The organism is Streptomyces sp. SudanB25_2051, assembly GCF_964272635.1.
Taxonomy (GTDB): Bacteria; Actinomycetota; Actinomycetes; order Streptomycetales; family Streptomycetaceae; genus Streptomyces.
The window spans coordinates 689,828-704,695 of record NZ_OZ186787.1 but is presented as its reverse complement, the minus strand read 5'-3'; the positions used below and the strand labels follow the sequence as shown (position 1 = coordinate 704,695).

At 75.7% G+C, this 14,868-nt stretch carries 12 protein-coding genes; 8 read left to right on the top strand and 4 right to left on the bottom strand.

Translation table 11 applies throughout. The features are described 5' to 3' along the window. The first annotated feature begins 43 nt into the window (after nucleotides 1-43). From ACSUPT_RS03075 to ACSUPT_RS03065, 3 genes are all read left to right on the top strand, one after another. Nucleotides 44-1,183, top strand: coding sequence for a sugar ABC transporter substrate-binding protein (locus ACSUPT_RS03075; protein ID WP_351967240.1), 1,140 nt, complete (start codon nucleotides 44-46; stop codon nucleotides 1,181-1,183). A gap of 148 nt (nucleotides 1,184-1,331) precedes the next feature. Further along, on the top strand, nucleotides 1,332-2,126 hold the full coding sequence (locus ACSUPT_RS03070; RefSeq protein ID WP_351967239.1) for an ATP-binding cassette domain-containing protein: 795 nt from the start codon (nucleotides 1,332-1,334) through the stop codon (nucleotides 2,124-2,126). Then, nucleotides 2,123-3,322, top strand: coding sequence for a sugar ABC transporter permease (locus ACSUPT_RS03065; protein WP_351967238.1), 1,200 nt, complete (start codon nucleotides 2,123-2,125; stop codon nucleotides 3,320-3,322). The genes ACSUPT_RS03070 and ACSUPT_RS03065 overlap by 4 nt, the downstream gene beginning before the upstream one ends. Nucleotides 3,323-3,376: 54 nt before the next feature. On the opposite strand, the gene ACSUPT_RS03060 is transcribed toward ACSUPT_RS03065, so the two are convergent. Further along, nucleotides 3,377-3,790, bottom strand: coding sequence for a CoA-binding protein (locus tag ACSUPT_RS03060; protein WP_351967237.1), 414 nt, complete (start codon nucleotides 3,788-3,790; stop codon nucleotides 3,377-3,379). Nucleotides 3,791-3,966: 176 nt separating this feature from the next. Between ACSUPT_RS03060 and ACSUPT_RS03055 the strand changes: the two genes are divergently transcribed. The 4 genes from ACSUPT_RS03055 (at nucleotide 3,967) to ACSUPT_RS03040 (ending at nucleotide 9,494) form a co-directional block, all read left to right on the top strand. Further along, nucleotides 3,967-4,395, top strand: coding sequence for a DUF3291 domain-containing protein (locus tag ACSUPT_RS03055; protein ID WP_361664298.1), 429 nt, complete (start codon nucleotides 3,967-3,969; stop codon nucleotides 4,393-4,395). A 9-nt stretch (nucleotides 4,396-4,404) separates the two neighbouring features. Then, the gene (locus ACSUPT_RS03050; RefSeq protein ID WP_436943419.1) at nucleotides 4,405-5,031 is read left to right on the top strand and encodes a YigZ family protein; all 627 of its coding nucleotides are present in this window, start codon (nucleotides 4,405-4,407) and stop codon (nucleotides 5,029-5,031) included. Between the two features lie 195 nt (nucleotides 5,032-5,226). Continuing rightward, nucleotides 5,227-6,405: an exonuclease SbcCD subunit D gene (locus ACSUPT_RS03045; RefSeq protein ID WP_403503069.1), complete on the top strand. Its 1,179-nt coding sequence runs from the start codon at nucleotides 5,227-5,229 to the stop codon at nucleotides 6,403-6,405. Continuing rightward, entirely contained in the window at nucleotides 6,402-9,494 is a 3,093-nt protein-coding gene (locus tag ACSUPT_RS03040) for an AAA family ATPase (protein ID WP_436943418.1), read from the top strand. Before ACSUPT_RS03045 ends, ACSUPT_RS03040 begins: the two co-directional genes overlap by 4 nt. A gap of 43 nt (nucleotides 9,495-9,537) precedes the next feature. Here ACSUPT_RS03040 and ACSUPT_RS03035 read toward each other — a convergent pair whose 3' ends face one another. Beyond that, nucleotides 9,538-9,984 (bottom strand): Lrp/AsnC family transcriptional regulator, encoded by a 447-nt coding sequence (locus tag ACSUPT_RS03035; protein ID WP_351967232.1) that lies wholly within the window; start codon nucleotides 9,982-9,984, stop codon nucleotides 9,538-9,540. 261 nt (nucleotides 9,985-10,245) lie between these two features. On the opposite strand from ACSUPT_RS03035, the gene ACSUPT_RS03030 reads away from it, so the two are divergent. Continuing rightward, nucleotides 10,246-10,722 (top strand): rhodanese-like domain-containing protein, encoded by a 477-nt coding sequence (locus ACSUPT_RS03030; protein WP_403506372.1) that lies wholly within the window; start codon nucleotides 10,246-10,248, stop codon nucleotides 10,720-10,722. 136 nt (nucleotides 10,723-10,858) lie between these two features. Here ACSUPT_RS03030 and ACSUPT_RS03025 read toward each other — a convergent pair whose 3' ends face one another. Continuing rightward, a complete protein-coding gene (locus ACSUPT_RS03025; RefSeq protein ID WP_351967231.1) occupies nucleotides 10,859-12,547 on the bottom strand; it encodes a DUF885 domain-containing protein in 1,689 nt (562 codons plus the stop codon). A 371-nt stretch (nucleotides 12,548-12,918) separates the two neighbouring features. Next, nucleotides 12,919-14,538, bottom strand: coding sequence for a GNAT family N-acetyltransferase (locus ACSUPT_RS03020; protein ID WP_436943417.1), 1,620 nt, complete (start codon nucleotides 14,536-14,538; stop codon nucleotides 12,919-12,921). Nucleotides 14,539-14,868: the final 330 nt, after the last annotated feature.

Genomic DNA, 14,868 nt, shown 5'->3' with positions numbered 1-14,868 from the left:
GCGCACGGCCCTCCGGACCCCGCGGCGGGCTCCGGCCCTCGGGGTGTCCCGAACGCGTACACCCCTCCGCCGGAGGTCCGGCGGGCCGCGCTCCGGGCCGGCCGCCGCCGCCCTGGCGTTCGCCGTGGCGCTCGCCGGCTGCGGCACCGCCGAGCAGGCGCATCTGGACGGCGGGCCGAGCCCCACGCTCACCGAGTTCACCCCGCGCATCGGACTGCTGCTGCCCGACACCCACACCGCGCGCTGGGAGACCTTCGACCGGCCGCTGATCGAGGCGAAGGTCGACCAGATCTGCCCCGGCTGCACCGTCGACTACGCCAACGCCGAAGGCGGCGTCGCGGCGCAGAAGCAGCAGGTCGACTCGATGATCACGGCGGGGGTCGACGTGCTCGTCCTCAACCCCGTCGACTCGCGGGCGCTCAGCTCCGCGGTGACCAGGGCCGCCAACGCGGGCATCCCCGTCGTCTCGTACGACCGCCTCGCCGACGGCCCGATCTCCGGGTACGTCTCCTTCGACGGCCGCCAGATCGGCCGCCTCCAGGCCGAGGCCCTGCTCGAGGCGATGGGTCCCGAGGCGGACGGCGGGCAGATCGTCATGATGAACGGCGACCCGGCCGACCCCAACGCCACAGCCCTCGAACGGGCGGCGCGGGAGGCGCTGAACGGGCGGGTGCGGATCGCCAAGTCGTACGACACGGACCGCTGGCGCCCGGAGATCGCCCACGCCAACATGGCCGGCGCCATCGCCGCGCTCGGCGCGGGCAGCATCGACGGGGTGTACGCGGCCAACGACGGCCTCGCCGGCGGTGTGGTCTCCGCGCTGAAGGCCAACTTCATCGACCCGCTGCCGCCGGTCACCGGGCAGGACGCCGACCTCGGCGCCATCCAGCGGATCATCAGCGGCGAGCAGTACATGACGGTGTACAAGCCGTTCAAACCGATGGCCGAGGCCGCCGCCGAGATGGCCGTCGCGCTCGGCCGCGGCGACCCGCCGAACGCCATCGCCCCGCAGGGCGGCGGCCAGGCGACGCTGCGGGGCGTGCCGGCCCTGCAGTTCGCGCCGATAGCCGTCACCGCCGGGAACGTGCGGGAGACGGTCGTACGGGACGGGATGTACACGATCGGGCAGATCTGTACTCCGAAGTACGCCTCGGCGTGCGCGAAGGCGGGACTCACCGTGTAATCGGGCTCACCGCGTGCGCCACCGGGCCCGCGCGGCCGCCGGGACCGCCGCACGGGCCGCGGGCCCGCTCGTGAAGGGCCCCGGGCCGCCGGGACCGCCGCCCGGTCGGAGGCCCGCCGTGTCGTCGGGGAGAAGGAGGTGATGGTCGGTGCCGGTCCCGCCGCTGCTGTCCCTGCGCGGCATCCGCAAGCGGTACGGCGCCGTCGAGGCGCTCGCCGATGTGGAGCTGGAGATCAGGGCAGGGGAGATCGTCGCCCTGATGGGCGACAACGGCGCCGGGAAGTCCACCCTCGTCAACGTCATCGCCGGGGTCGCCCCCGCGGACGAGGGGGTCATCCGGTGGGAGGGCCGCGCCGTGCGGGTGCGGCGGCCCCACGACGCCCACGCCCTGGGCATCGCCACGGTCTTCCAGGACCTGGCGCTGGCCCTGTGCGACAACCTCGACGTCGTCGGCAACCTGTTCCTCGGCCGCGAACTGCGCCGGGCGGGCCTGCTGGACGAGGTGGAGATGGAGCGCAGGGCCCGCGACCTGCTCGGTTCACTCTCCATCCACATGCCGGACCTGCGGGCGCGGGTGGCGTCCCTGTCGGGCGGCCAGCGGCAGACCGTCGCGATCTCCCGCTCGCTCATCGGCGAGCCCCGGCTGCTCCTCCTCGACGAGCCCACGGCTCCCCTCGGCGTCCAGCAGACCAGCCGGTTCCTCGACCTGGTGGAGACCCTGCGGGACCGGGGCGCCGGGGTGCTGCTGGTCAGCCAGAACATGGGCGACGTCAAAGCGGTCGCGGACCGCGTCGCCGTCCTCCACCTCGGCCGCAACAACGGCTTCTTCGACGTCAGCACCGCATCGCAGGAGCAGATCATCTCCTCCATCACCGGAGTCACCAGCCACCCGGGACCGGGCACCGCCCGCCGCCCCCCGCACGCGCGCGGAGCGGGACGGTGAACGGCCTGCGGCGGACGCTCGGCGGCGGCGCGGAGGCCGTCGGCCGCCGGCTGACCAAGGGCGAACTGGGCGCGCTGCCCGTCGTCGTCGCCGTCCTCGTCATCTGGTCCGTCTTCCAGATCCTCAACGCCAACTTCCTCGCCCCCCGCAACCTGTCCAACCTCAGCGTGGACATCGTCGGCGCCGGCATGATCGCCGTCGGGATCGTCTTCGTCCTGCTGATCGGGGAGATCGACCTGTCGGTCGGGTCCGTCAGCGGCCTGTCGGCGGCGCTGTTCGCCGTGCTGAACGTGCGGCACGGCATGGCCGAGTGGCTGGCCATCCTGACGGCCGTGCTCTGCGGCGCCGCCATCGGCGCCCTGCACGGCTACTTCATCGCGCGGATCGGAGCCCCCGCCTTCGTCGTCACCCTCGCCGGGCTGCTCGGCTGGAACGGGCTGATGCTGTACGTGCTGGGCACCAGCGGCACGGTCAACCTGGACGAGCGGAGCCTGATCGGCGAACTGACCGGCCACTACTTCCACGAGGTCGCCGCGGCGTACGGCCTCGCGGCGGTCGGGTCCGTGCTGTGCTTCCTCGTGTACTACCGGGACCGGCGGCGGCGCAGGGCGGCCGGCATGCCGCACCGCCCGCTCACCGAGATCGCGGTGCGCACCGGGGTGGTGGCGCTCATCGCGTTCTCCGCCGCGCACGTGCTCAACCGGTTCCAGGGACTGCCGCTGGCCCTGCTGTGCTTCCTGCTGGTCGTGGCCGGCCTCGACCTGGTGCTGCGCCGCACCCGCTACGGGCGTAAGGTGTACGCCCTGGGCGGGGGCAGCGAACCGGCCCGGCGCGCCGGGATCGACGTCGTCCGGGTGCGGATCTCGGTGTTCATGCTGTCGGGGACCATGGCGGCGATCGGCGGGCTGTTCCTGGCCTCCCGGATCACGTCGGTGAGCCAGACGTCGGGGTCGGGCCTGCTGTTGATGAACGCCATCGCCGCGGCCGTGATCGGCGGCACCAGCCTCTTCGGGGGCCGGGGCACCACCTGGGCCGCGCTGCTGGGCATGCTCGTCATCCAGTCGATCGCCTCCGGGATGTCCCTCCTGGGCATCCAGCCCGCCGTCCAGTTCATGATCACGGGCGGGGTGCTGCTGGCCGCCGTCGTCATCGACACGGTGGCCCGCCGCACTCGCAGGGAGCACGGCTGGGCGTAGCCGGGACGGCGCCGAAAGGGGCCTTGGCGCCGCGCTCTCCCCGTTCCGAGGGCGTCAGCCCAGGCCGAGCGCGGGGATCTCGATGGCCGGGCACCGGTCCATGACCATGTCGAGGCCCGCCGCGGTGGTGCGCGCGTACGCCGCCTCGTCGATCACGCCCAGCTGGAACCAGACCGCCTTGGCGCCCTTGGCCACGGCCTGGTCCGCGATGTCGCCGGCCAGCTCGCTGTGGACGAACACGTCGACGACGTCCACCGGGAACGGGATCTCCGCCAGCGTCGCGTACCCCTTCTCGCCGTGCACGGTCTCCGCCTTGGGGTGGACCGGGACGACGCGCTTGCCGAACCGCTGGAGGACGGCGGCCACGCCGTACGCCGCGCGGGAGCGGTTGGTGGACAGGCCCACGACGGCCCAGGTGTCGCCGGACTCGGTGAGGATCCTGCGGATGGTCTCGGTGTCGCCGTACACGTGCCGTCTCCTGACTGCCGGGGGCTGCTGCCTCGTGATCAACCAGGCTAAGGCGCACGGCATTCCGTCACCCCTTTACGCGCGACATGGATAGTGGCACTATCTAGATATAGGTAGTGCCACTATCCATGTCTGTTTCCGCGCCGTTCACGCGCGCGCCGCCGAGAGGACCCGTCATGCCCACCCTGCCCTGGACCACGCCCCACCCCGTGCCCGCGCACGCCCCCGCCGTCGTGATGGCGTCCCGCTTCGAGGTGCGCTCCCTCGCGGACGTGCCGCGCTTCTTCCTGAAGTCGCTGGCCGCCTGGCGCCAGGTGAACAGCGCCCCCGGCGTCTACGGCGCCTCGCTGGTCGCCCGGCCGCTCAAGCGGACCTTCTACACGCTCTCCGCCTGGCAGGACCGCGACGCCGTGTACGCCTACGCCCGCGCCGAACCCCACCGCGGGATCATGAAGGACCTCCGGTCGACCATGCGCGGCTCCACCTTCACCTTCTGGGAGACCACCACCGACGCTCTGCCGCTCAGCTGGGACGAGGCCCACCGCCGCCTCGCCGAGCAGGCGGCCCGCGACGCCGCCGAAGGGGCGGGACGCGGCCGCGACTAGGGTGGCGGGATGCAGGAGCAGTACCTGACGGTGGCCCGCGAAGGCGTCCACGAGATCGAGATCAACCGTTCGCGCTTCCTCTGCGCGCTCGCCCCCGCCGCGACCGAGCAGGAGGCGCAGGACTTCGTCGCCCGCGTCCGCCGCGAGCACCCCACCGCCACCCACAACTGCTTCGCGTACGTGATCGGCGCCGACGCCGCCGTGCAGAAGGCCAGCGACGACGGCGAGCCGGGCGGCACCGCCGGTGTGCCGATGCTCCAGATGCTGCTGCGGCGCGACGTGCGGTACGTCGCCGTCGTCGTCACCCGCTACTACGGCGGGGTGAAGCTCGGCGCCGGCGGCCTCATCCGCGCCTACGGCGGCGTCGTCGGCGAGGCCCTCGACGCGATCGGCACCGTCACACGCCGCCGCTTCCGCCTCGCCACCGTCACCGTCGACCACCAGCGGGCCGGCAAGCTCCAGAACGACCTGCGCGCCACCGGCCGCTCCGTCCGCGACGTGCGGTACGCCGACGCCGTACGCATCGAGGTCGGTCTGCCCGACGCGGACGTGGACGCCTTCCGGGGCTGGCTCGCCGACGCCACCGCCGGCACGGCGACCCTGGAGCTCGGCGGCGAGGCGTACGGCGACGCCTGACGCCCGCGCGCCGGGGCGGGGCCGCGCCCCACCGGCCGCCGCCCCACCGGCGCGCGAGGCCGCCCCGTACGGATGGCAGACTTGCCTACCGGTCCGGGCGGCGGACGGCACGGCCACGCGGGCACCGCCCGCCGGCGCCGGCGCGACCGCGGCGGCGGCAGCGGTACGAGCGGCACACAGGGGGCGGAGCGGAACGTGAGACTTCTGCACACATCGGACTGGCACCTGGGCCGGTCCTTCCACCGCGTCAGCCTCCTCGACGCCCAGGCCGCCTTCCTCGACCACCTCGTCGCCACCGTCCACGACCACGACGTGGACGCCGTCCTCGTCGCCGGCGACGTGTACGACCGGGCCGTGCCACCGCTCGCCGCCGTCGAGCTGTTCGACAGCGCCCTGCACCGGCTCGCCGAGGCGGGCGTCCCCACGGTGATGATCTCCGGCAACCACGACTCGGCCCGCCGCCTCGGCGTCGCCGCCCGGCTCATCGACCGCGCCGGCGTCCATCTGCGGACCGACCCCGACGGCATCGGCACCCCCGTGCTCCTGCCCGACCCGCCGCACGGCGACGTCGCCGTCTACGGGCTGCCCTACCTCGAACCCGCCCTCGTACGGGAACGCCTCGGCGCCCCGAGGACCGGCCACGAAGCCGTCCTCACCGCCGCCATGGACCGCGTGCGCGCCGATCTCGCCACCCGCCCCGAGGGGACCCGCTCCGTCGTCCTCGCCCACGCCTTCGTCACGGGCGGCGAACCGAGCGACAGCGAGCGGGACATCACCGTCGGCGGCGTCGCCTCCGTGCCCGCGGGCGTCTTCGACGGCGTCGACTACACCGCGCTCGGCCACCTCCACGGCGCCCAGGCCCTCACCGACCGCGTCCGCTACTCCGGCTCGCCGCTCGCCTACTCGTTCTCCGAGTGGCGGCACCGCAAGACCATGTGGCTCGTCGACCTCGCCCCCGACGGCTCCGTCGCCGCCGAACGGATCGACTGCCCCGTCCCGCGCCCCCTCGCCCGCGTCCGGGGCCGCATCGACGACCTCCTCGCCGACCCGGCCCTCGACCGCCACGAGGACGCCTGGGTCGAGGCGACCCTCACCGACCCGGTGCGCCCCGCCGAGCCCATGGCCCGGCTCACCCGGCGCTTCCCCCACACGCTCAGCCTCGTCTTCGAACCCGAGCGCGCCGACACCTCCGACGACCTCCTCTCCTACGCCCGCCGCCTGCGCGGCCGCACCGACCAGCAGATCGCGGAGGACTTCGTGACCCACGTCCGCGGCGGCGCCGGCCCCGACGCCCACGAGCGGGCCGCCCTGCGCGGCGCCTTCGACGACGTACGCGCCGACCTCGCCGTACGCGAACGCGAGGTGGGCAGGTGAGGCTCCACCGGCTCAGCGTCACCGGCTTCGGCCCCTTCGGCACCACCCAGGAGATCGACTTCGACACGCTCTCCTCCGCCGGCCTCTTCCTCCTCCAGGGCCCCACCGGCGCCGGGAAGACCTCCGTCCTCGACGCGGTCTGCTTCGCCCTCTACGGCTCCGTCCCCGGCGCCCGCCAGGCCCCCGGCACCACGCTGCGCAGCGACCACGCGCCCGCCGGCACGGCCACCGAGGTGGTCCTCGACCTCACCGTCGCAGGCCGACGCCTGGAGATCACCCGGCGGCCCGCCCAGCCCCGGCCCAAGAAGCGGGGCAGCGGGTTCACCACCGAGAAGGCCCAGTCCTGGCTGCGCGAATACGACCCGGGGACGGGCACCTGGAAGGACCTCAGCCGCTCGCACCAGGAGATCGGGGAGGAGGTCGCCCAGCTCATCGGCATGAGCCGCGACCAGTTCTGCCAGGTCGTGCTGCTGCCGCAGGGCGACTTCTCCCGCTTCCTGCGCGCCGACGCCGAGGCGCGCGGCAAGCTCCTCGGCCGGCTGTTCGACACCCGCCGCTTCGCCGCCGTCGAGGAGCGCCTCGCCGAACTGCGCCGCGCCGCCGAGCAGCGGGTCCGCGAAGGCGACCAGCGGCTCCTCGCCCTCGCCCACCGCATGGCCCAGGCCGCCGGTGACGCCGCCGCCGACTGGCCCGCGCCCGACGGCGAACCCGGCGACCCCGGCCTCGCCGAAGCCGTCCTCGACTGGGCCGCCGTCGCCCGTTCCGGCGCCCGCGAAGCCCTCGACGCCGCCCGCCTCGCCCTCACCGCCGCCGAGGAACGGCAGACCGCCGCCCGCCGCGCCCTGGACGGGCAGCGCGAGCTCGCCGCCCTGCGCGAACGCCACGAGGACGCCCGCCGCCGCGCCGCCGCCCTGGAGGCGGGCCGCGCCGGCCACGACGCCGACCAGGCCCGCCTCGACGCCTCCCGCAAGGCCGAACGGGTCGCGGGACCGCTCGACCAGCGCCGCCAGGCCGAGCGCGAGCACGCCGCGGCGAGCGCCGGCCACGACCGCGCCCGGACCGCGCTCCTCGCCCTTCCCGGCCTGCCCGCCGACCTCGCCGACGCGGGCACGGAGGCCCTCGCGCGCCTCGCCCGGACCCGCCGGGAGGAACTCGGCGGCCTGGACGCGGCCCGCCGTGCCGAACAGCGGCTCGCGGAGATCGCCCGCGAACGCGCCGACCTCGAACGGCAGGCCCGCGCCGACGACGAGGCCCTGCTGGAGACCGCCGCCTGGCTGGACGGCTGGGACGACACCCGCGGCGCCCTCCTCGCGCGCGTGGACGCCGCCCGCGAGGCCGCCACCCGGGCCGAGCACCTCTCCGGACAGCTCGCCCCGGCCCGCCGCCGCAGGGACGCCGCCCGCCGCCGCGACGCCCTCACCGGCGAACTGGCCGCCGCCCAGGCCCGGTACGCGGCCGCCCGCGACACCGCGAACGCCGCCCACGAGACCTGGCTCGACCTGCGCGAACGCCGACTGCGCGGCATCGCGGCCGAGCTCGCCGCGCACCTCACCGACGGCAACCCCTGCGCGGTGTGCGGCTCCGCCGAGCACCCGGCGCCCGCACGGCCCACCGCCGACCATGTGGACCGCGCGGCGGAGGAGACGGCGTACGAGGCGCACACGCGCGCCGCCGAGGCCCGCACGGCCGCGGAACGGGACGTCGTCCGCGTACAGGAAGCCCTCAACGCCGCGGCGCAGGAGGCACGGCACGACGGCGGGCCGAGCGGCGGCGAGCCGTCGGGCACCCGCGGCACCGAACCGCCGGGCGGCCCGTCCGTCGCGGAACTGGAGGAGCTCGTCGCCCGGCTGGAGCGGGAGCACGCCGAGGCGCGCGCCCTCGCCGCCGACAGCGCCTTCGCCCGCGAGGAGCTCGACCGGGCCGAGCGCGAGCACGCCCGCCGCGTCGAGGAGCGCCGGCTGCTGGAGACGCGGTCCGCCGCGCGCGCCTCCCGCCGCGACACCCTCGACCGCGAACAGGCCGACCGCCGGGCCGACCTGGCCCGCGTCCTCGGGGACGGCGGCGGCACCGTCGCGGCCCGGACGGCGGCGCTGGAGCGGGAGGCCGCCGCGCTGGACGCCGCCGCCGACGCCGTACGCGCCGTCGAAACGGCCGCGCGGCGCCTGAAGGAGGCCGACGGGCGGCTCGCGGACGCCGCCTACCGCGCCGGGTTCGCCACTCCGGCCGCCGCGGTGGACGCCCTCCTCGCCGAGCCCGAACGGCGTGCCCTCCAGCGCCGGGTGGACGCCTGGCAGGCGGAGGCCGCCGTGGTCGCCGACCGCCTCGCGGACGCCGCCGCCCGCGCCGCGGCCGAGGGCCCGGCCGCCGACGTCGCCGCGGCCGAGGCCGCCCACGAGGCCGCCGAACACGCCGTCCGCGCCGCGACCGCGCGGCTCGCCGCCCACCGCGAGCGGTGCGAGGCGCTGGAGCGGCTCTCCGCGCGCGTGGCGGACGAGGTCCGCTCGCTGGGCCCGCTGCGCGTCGAATACGACCGGGTGGCCCGGCTCGCCGCCCTCACCGCCGGGACGTCCGCCGAGAACGAGCGGCGGATGCGCCTGGAGTCGTACGTCCTGGCGGCCCGCCTCGAACAGGTCGCCGCCGCGGCCACCGCCCGGCTCCAGCGCATGTCCTCGGGCCGTTACACCCTGGTCCACTCCGACGCCCGCAGCGGCGGCAAGCGGGCCGGGCTCGGGCTGCACGTGGTCGACGCGTGGACCGGCAGCGAGCGGGACACGGCGACGCTCTCGGGCGGCGAGACCTTCTTCGCGTCGCTCGCCCTGGCGCTCGGCCTCGCGGACGTCGTCACTGACGAGGCGGGCGGCGTACGCCTCGACACGCTCTTCATCGACGAGGGGTTCGGCAGCCTGGACGACCAGACCCTGGACGAGGTGCTGGACGTCCTGGACTCGCTGCGCGAACGGGACCGCAGCGTCGGCATCGTCAGCCACGTCCCCGACCTGCGCCGCCGCATCCCCGCCCAACTGGAGGTCGTCAAGGGGCGCGACGGCTCGCACGTGCGGCTCAGGACCGGCGACGGCACCCTCGGCTGATTCCGTCCCCGCGCACGGCCCCGGGCCGGCCGCGTGGACGGGGTCAGCGGCCGACCGGGCGGCGGGGCAGCGGCGAGGAGTACACGACGCTGGTGGTCACCGACCCCAGCGCGCCGATCTTCCCCGACACCTCCTCCAGGTGCCGCATCGACCGCGCGGCGACCTTCAGGACGAAGCAGTCGTCCCCGGTGACGTGGTGCGCCTCCAGGATCTCGGGCGTCGCCTCCAGCAGGTCGTGGAACGGCTTGTAGTTGCCGTTCGGATAGCGCAGCCGTACGAAGGCGAGCACGGACAGGCCCAGCGCCTCGGGGTCCACCACCGCCGCGTATCCGGTGATCACCCCGGCCTCCTCGAGCCTGCGCACCCGTTCGGTCACGGCACTCGCCGACATCGCGACGGCGCGGGCGAGGTCGGCGAAGCTGACCCGGCCGTCGGTCTGGAGGAGCTGGAGGATGCGCCAGTCGGTGGCGTCCGGTGAGAATCCCGTCATGGAGCAGCAATAGCAGGGGAATCCACGGCGGAACAAGGAGATGGCCGGGGATCGTCACTTCATCGGAACGTCCGCCGACCGTAGTTTCCTGGTATGAACCTCACCACGGAGATCACCGACCCGACCGCCCCTGCCCCGGCCGCGCCCGCCACCGCACCGGCCCCCGGCCTTGTCCACGCCGCGTCCGCCACCGCACCGGCCCCCGGCCCTGTCCACGCCGCGCCTGCCGCGCCCGCCACGGAACCGGCCCCCGGCTCGGCCGTGCCCGCGTCCGCCGCCAACCCGGTGCTGCGCGTGCCGCCCGCGGCGCCCCCGGCGGCAGCCGCGTACTTCGCCGCGAGCCTGGCGTTCCACGCCGACGTGGCCGACGTGGCGGCGGCCCTCGCCGACGGCGGCGGCCCCGGCTTCGCCGTAGTGGACTCCCGCTCCACCGAGGCGTGGGACCAGGGGCACATCCCCGGCGCCGTCCATCTGCCGACCGCGCGGATCCCCGAGGAGGCAGCGCGGCTCCTCGATAAGGCCGTCCCGGTGGTCACGTACTGCTGGGGCCCCGGCTGCGACGGCGCCACCCGCGCCGCCCTCGCACTCGCCCAACTCGGCTACCACGTCAAGGAGATGCGGGGCGGCTTCGAGTACTGGGCACGCGAGGGCTTCCCGTACGAGACGTCGGAGGGCCCGCGCCGACGGGACGCCGACCCCCTCACCGCGCCGGTGGCCGGCGGAGCCTGCGGCTGCTGACGCCCCGCCGCCCGCCGCCGCCCGCCGGCGACCGCGGTTGTCCCCGGCCGCGGTCGCCGTCGGTCACCGCGGCTGTCCCTCACGGCCGCGGTTCCCCGCGGCTGCGGACCGGGGCGGCGCGCGGCCGCCCGCGGGGTCACAGCCGGGACAGCTCGTCCACCAGGTCGTCCAGGCCGAGCGGGCCCTGCGAGAGCGCGGCCATGTGCCACTTCTTCGCGTCGAAGGCCGCCCCGTGCGCCTTGCGGGCGTTCTCCCGGCCCAGCAGCCACGCCCGCTCGCCCAGCTTGTAGCCGATGGCCTGGGCCGGCATCGACAGATACCGGACCATCTCGCTCTCCACGTACGCGGGCGGCCGGCTGCTGTGCCGCTGGAAGAACTCCTGCGCCAGCTCCGGCGTCCAGCGCTCGCCGGGACGGAACGGCGAGTGCGCCGGGATCTCCAGGCCCAGGTGCATGCCGATGTCCACGACCACCCGGCACGAACGCATCATCTGCGCCTCCAGGTAGCCGAGCCGCCGCTCCGGGTCGGGCAGGAAGCCCAATTCGTCCATGAGCCGCTCCGCGTACAGGGCCCAGCCCTCCGCGTTGGCGTTCACCATGCCGACCGTCGTCTGGAACCGGGACAGCCGGTCCGCGACGTGCGCCCACTGCGCCAGCTGGAGGTGGTGGCCGGGCACGCCCTCGTGGTACCAGGTCGACACCAGGTCGTACACGGGGAAGCGGGTCTCGCCGTTGACGGGCAGCCAGGTCCGGCCGGGGCGTGAGAAGTCCTCGGACGGGCCCGTGTAGTAGGGGGCGGCGGCGCTGCCGGGCGGCGCGATCCGCGACTCGACGCGCCGCACCCGCTCGGCGAGGTCGAAGTGCGTCCCGTCGAGGGCGTCGATCGCCTCGTCCATCAGGTTCTGCAGCCAGGCGCGCGTCTCCTCCACGCCCTCGATGTGCGTGCCGTGCTCGTCGAGGTGCGCCAGCGCCTCCCACGGCCCGGCGCCGGGCAGGATCCGGTCGGCCTCCTTCCGCATCTCGCCGAGGAGGCGGTGGTACTCGTCCCAGCCGTACGCGTACGCCTCGTCCAGGTCGAAGTCGGTGCCGTTGTGGTAGCGCGACCAGCGGGCGTACCGCTCGCGGCCCACCGTGTCGGGCGCGTCCGCGACGGCCGGCGCGTAGGTGCCGCGCATCCAGTCGCGCAGCTCCGCGACGGCCGCCGTCGCGCCGTGCGCCGCCGTGTCCAGCTCCGCGCGCAGGGCGGACGGGCCCCCTGCCGCGAACTCCTCGAACCAGCCGCGCCCGCCGCCCTCGCCCGCCCACTTGCCGAGCTGGTCGATGAACGTCGCCGTGGCGCGCGGGCCGCCCGTCAGCCCCCGCTTCAGGCCCAGCGCGAGGGACTCGCGATACCCGTCGAGCGCGGCCGGCACGGCCCGCAGCCGCTCCGCGACGACCGCCCAGTCCTCGTCGGTCTCCGTCGGCGTCACCGTGAACGCCATGCGGACGCTGTGCGCGGGCGACCGGAGGTTGCTGACGGTCCGCAGGCCCTCCTGGGCGTCGTGGACGGCCAGTTCGGCCGTGAGCCGCTCCCGCAGGAGCCGCGCGCAGCGCCGCTCGGCGTCGCTGCCGGCGTCCGGCAGCCGCTCCGCCGCGTCGAGCCGGACGAGCGTGTCACGGGCCAGGGCGGCGCGTTCCTCCTGGCCGGCGGGGGAGTAGTCGGGCAGAAGCGCATAGCTCTCGCGCACGCCCAGGTACGTGCCGGTGACCGGGTCGAGTTCCACGAGGTCCGCCACGAAGGCGTCCGCGACCTGGCGGGGGAGAGCGCTGCTGGGGGTATCTGGCATGCCGACCATCCTCGTACGCGCCCGGCGCCCGCGTCACCTCATTCGATCACAGTCGGCTGACAAACGAGCGCGCCGCCGGCGCCCCCGGCCTCCTGTGCGATGCGGTGGTGGCGGAAGGGGCCGGTGGGTCGTCGCGCCGGGACCGGGCGGGGGCGCCGCCGTACCGCTCGGCGAAGGTCGGCGCGACCTGTGGCGAAGCGCTCCCCCGGCCGTGCGCGCCGGACGCCGGGCGCCCGGGGACGGCGCCGCGGGCGGCGGGGCGCGCCTCGCGCGGGCGCGCGGTGGGGCCGCGGCGCGGTCGGGTGCGCCGCGGCCCCACCGCGCGCCGACTTTGGCCAAAACCCTTCGCCCGAGGGCCGCACCCGGGACGGCTACGGCCGGTGAGGGGTGCCCTGACCGGCGCGGCCGGTGCCGGGAGCGTGCCGGGGGAGCGGGGCGGCGGGCGGGAGTTGGACGGGGCGGCCGCGCCTTTCGGCCGACTCGCGCCGCTCGGCACGCAGCGTCTCCAGCCGCGCGGTGATGACGAGGGTGCCCTCCTCGATCTGGTAGTCGAGCGGCAGCCGCAGGGCGCGCATGGCGGCGACCATGCCCGTGTTGGACGCCTGCGTCACGGCGTACACGCTGTCGCAGCCCGCGTCGAGCGCGAGGCCCACCAGCCGGCGCAGCAGCTCGGAGCCGACGCCCCGCCGCTGCCAGGCGTCCTCCACGAGGAGGGCCACCTCGGTCTCGTCGCCGTCCCACAGCAGGTGCCCGAGACCGACCAGCCGCCCTGAAGCCGTCTCCACGGCGAGGGTGCGGCCGAAGCGGGGGCTCAGCAGATGGTTCAGATAGCGGTCCGCGTCGGCGACGGGACCGTGGTAGCGCAGCCCCAGCGTCCGGTCGGAGCACCGGTCGTGCATGGCGCGCGCCGCCGGCAGGTCGTCCTGGTCGGCGCGGCGGACGGTGATCTCGTTGCCCTCCGGCAGGATCAGGACGTCCTGGCTGCGCGGCACCCTGGGCCCGAGCCGCGCGTCGAGCTCGACCAGCGCGCGGGCGCGGGCGAACTCGGTGGGCGTGAACGGCAGGTAGGGGCGCTCGACCGTGAGCACCCCGCCGTACGGGTCGCGCAGCAGCATCACCGTGTCGTTCTGCTCCAGGGCGCCCTCGACCGGGGCGGTGCGGTCGTTGCGGCGGCCGGTTCCGGGGGAGACGGCGGGGACGGAGCGGATGGTGCAGCGGCCCAGCAGCTGCCGCAGCGCCAGCGGCAGTTCGGCGGCGTCGAGGGCGGTGCGGGTGGCCATGCCCAGGACCCGCGTGGGCGTGTCGACCAGGTCGTGGGCGTCGGCCCGCTCGATCCAGGTGCGCGTACCGCCCGCGGCGGCGGTCTGCCGGGTCAGCGCGGCGGGCTGGAGCGTGGCGGGGGCGCGCAGCAGGAACTCGTCGACGGTCCCGTCGGCCAGCGGGTGCGTCTGCAGCGTGAGGATGTCCACCCGCAGCTGCGCGAGCGCCCCGCACAGGGCGGCCAGGCTGCCCGGTTCGTCGCGCACGGTGGTCCGCATCCGCCACAGCACGGTTCCGGCCCGGCCGTGCCCGGCGCCGCCGCCGGGCGCCGCCTCGCCGCCGGGCGCCGCCTCGCCGCCGGGCGCCGTCGAGCCGTCGTGGCCGGGGGCCGGTGAGGGCGCCGGGGCGGCCGGGTGCCCGTGGGTGGAGGCGTGTTCCGGGCCGGCCGGGTGCCCGTGGGCGGGCGCGGTTCCGGGGGGTGTGGGCGTGGGCGGGGCATGGCTGTGGCGGCGTGCCCACCAGGTGTGGAACGCGGCGGTGGCCACCAGGACCACCGCGGACACGATGAGCAGGTACGGCCCGTTGGGGCCGTGCGCGATGGCGTTCGCGATCGCGTCCGCGACGGCGACGGCGGTGAAGAGCGCCGCGAGCTCGACGAGATCCCGCCGCCAGTGGTGCTGACGGCGGGTACGCTTCGCGGAAGTGACGGTCACTTCGGTCATCTGGGTCATGGCACCACTTTGACGCAGCGGTGTTGCGCGATCACGAACGATGTGTGACTGACTGGTTAAGCATGCATCTGCGGCTAAAAGGTTGATTTTTGCAGTGTGTCCGGACCGGCACGGCACGGCCACCCGGGCCCGTCCCACGCCGGCCGGCGACCTCACCGGCCCACGCCGGTCCCGGCCCGACGCCGGTCGGGGAGTAGCCGGTCCGGGTCCCGGCCCGCGCCGGTCCCGGCCCGACGCCGGTCGGGGACCAGCCGGTCCGGGCCCGCCTCGCCTGGGGTCCACACCAGTCGGCCCACGCCGGTTCGGGCCCGCGCGAGCCGGGACCACCGG

Bases quoted from the DNA above. Each gene is read 5' to 3' on its own strand.
- ACSUPT_RS03055 (WP_361664298.1), top strand. From the start codon at position 3,967: ATGCCCACCCTGCCCTGGACCACGCCCCACCCCGTGCCCGCGCACGCC.
- ACSUPT_RS03050 (WP_436943419.1), top strand. From the start codon at position 4,405: ATGCAGGAGCAGTACCTGACGGTGGCCCGCGAAGGCGTCCACGAGATC.
- ACSUPT_RS03035 (WP_351967232.1), bottom strand. From the start codon at position 9,984: ATGACGGGATTCTCACCGGACGCCACCGACTGGCGCATCCTCCAGCTC.
- ACSUPT_RS03025 (WP_351967231.1), bottom strand. From the start codon at position 12,547: ATGCCAGATACCCCCAGCAGCGCTCTCCCCCGCCAGGTCGCGGACGCC.
- ACSUPT_RS03020 (WP_436943417.1), bottom strand. From the start codon at position 14,538: ATGACCCAGATGACCGAAGTGACCGTCACTTCCGCGAAGCGTACCCGC.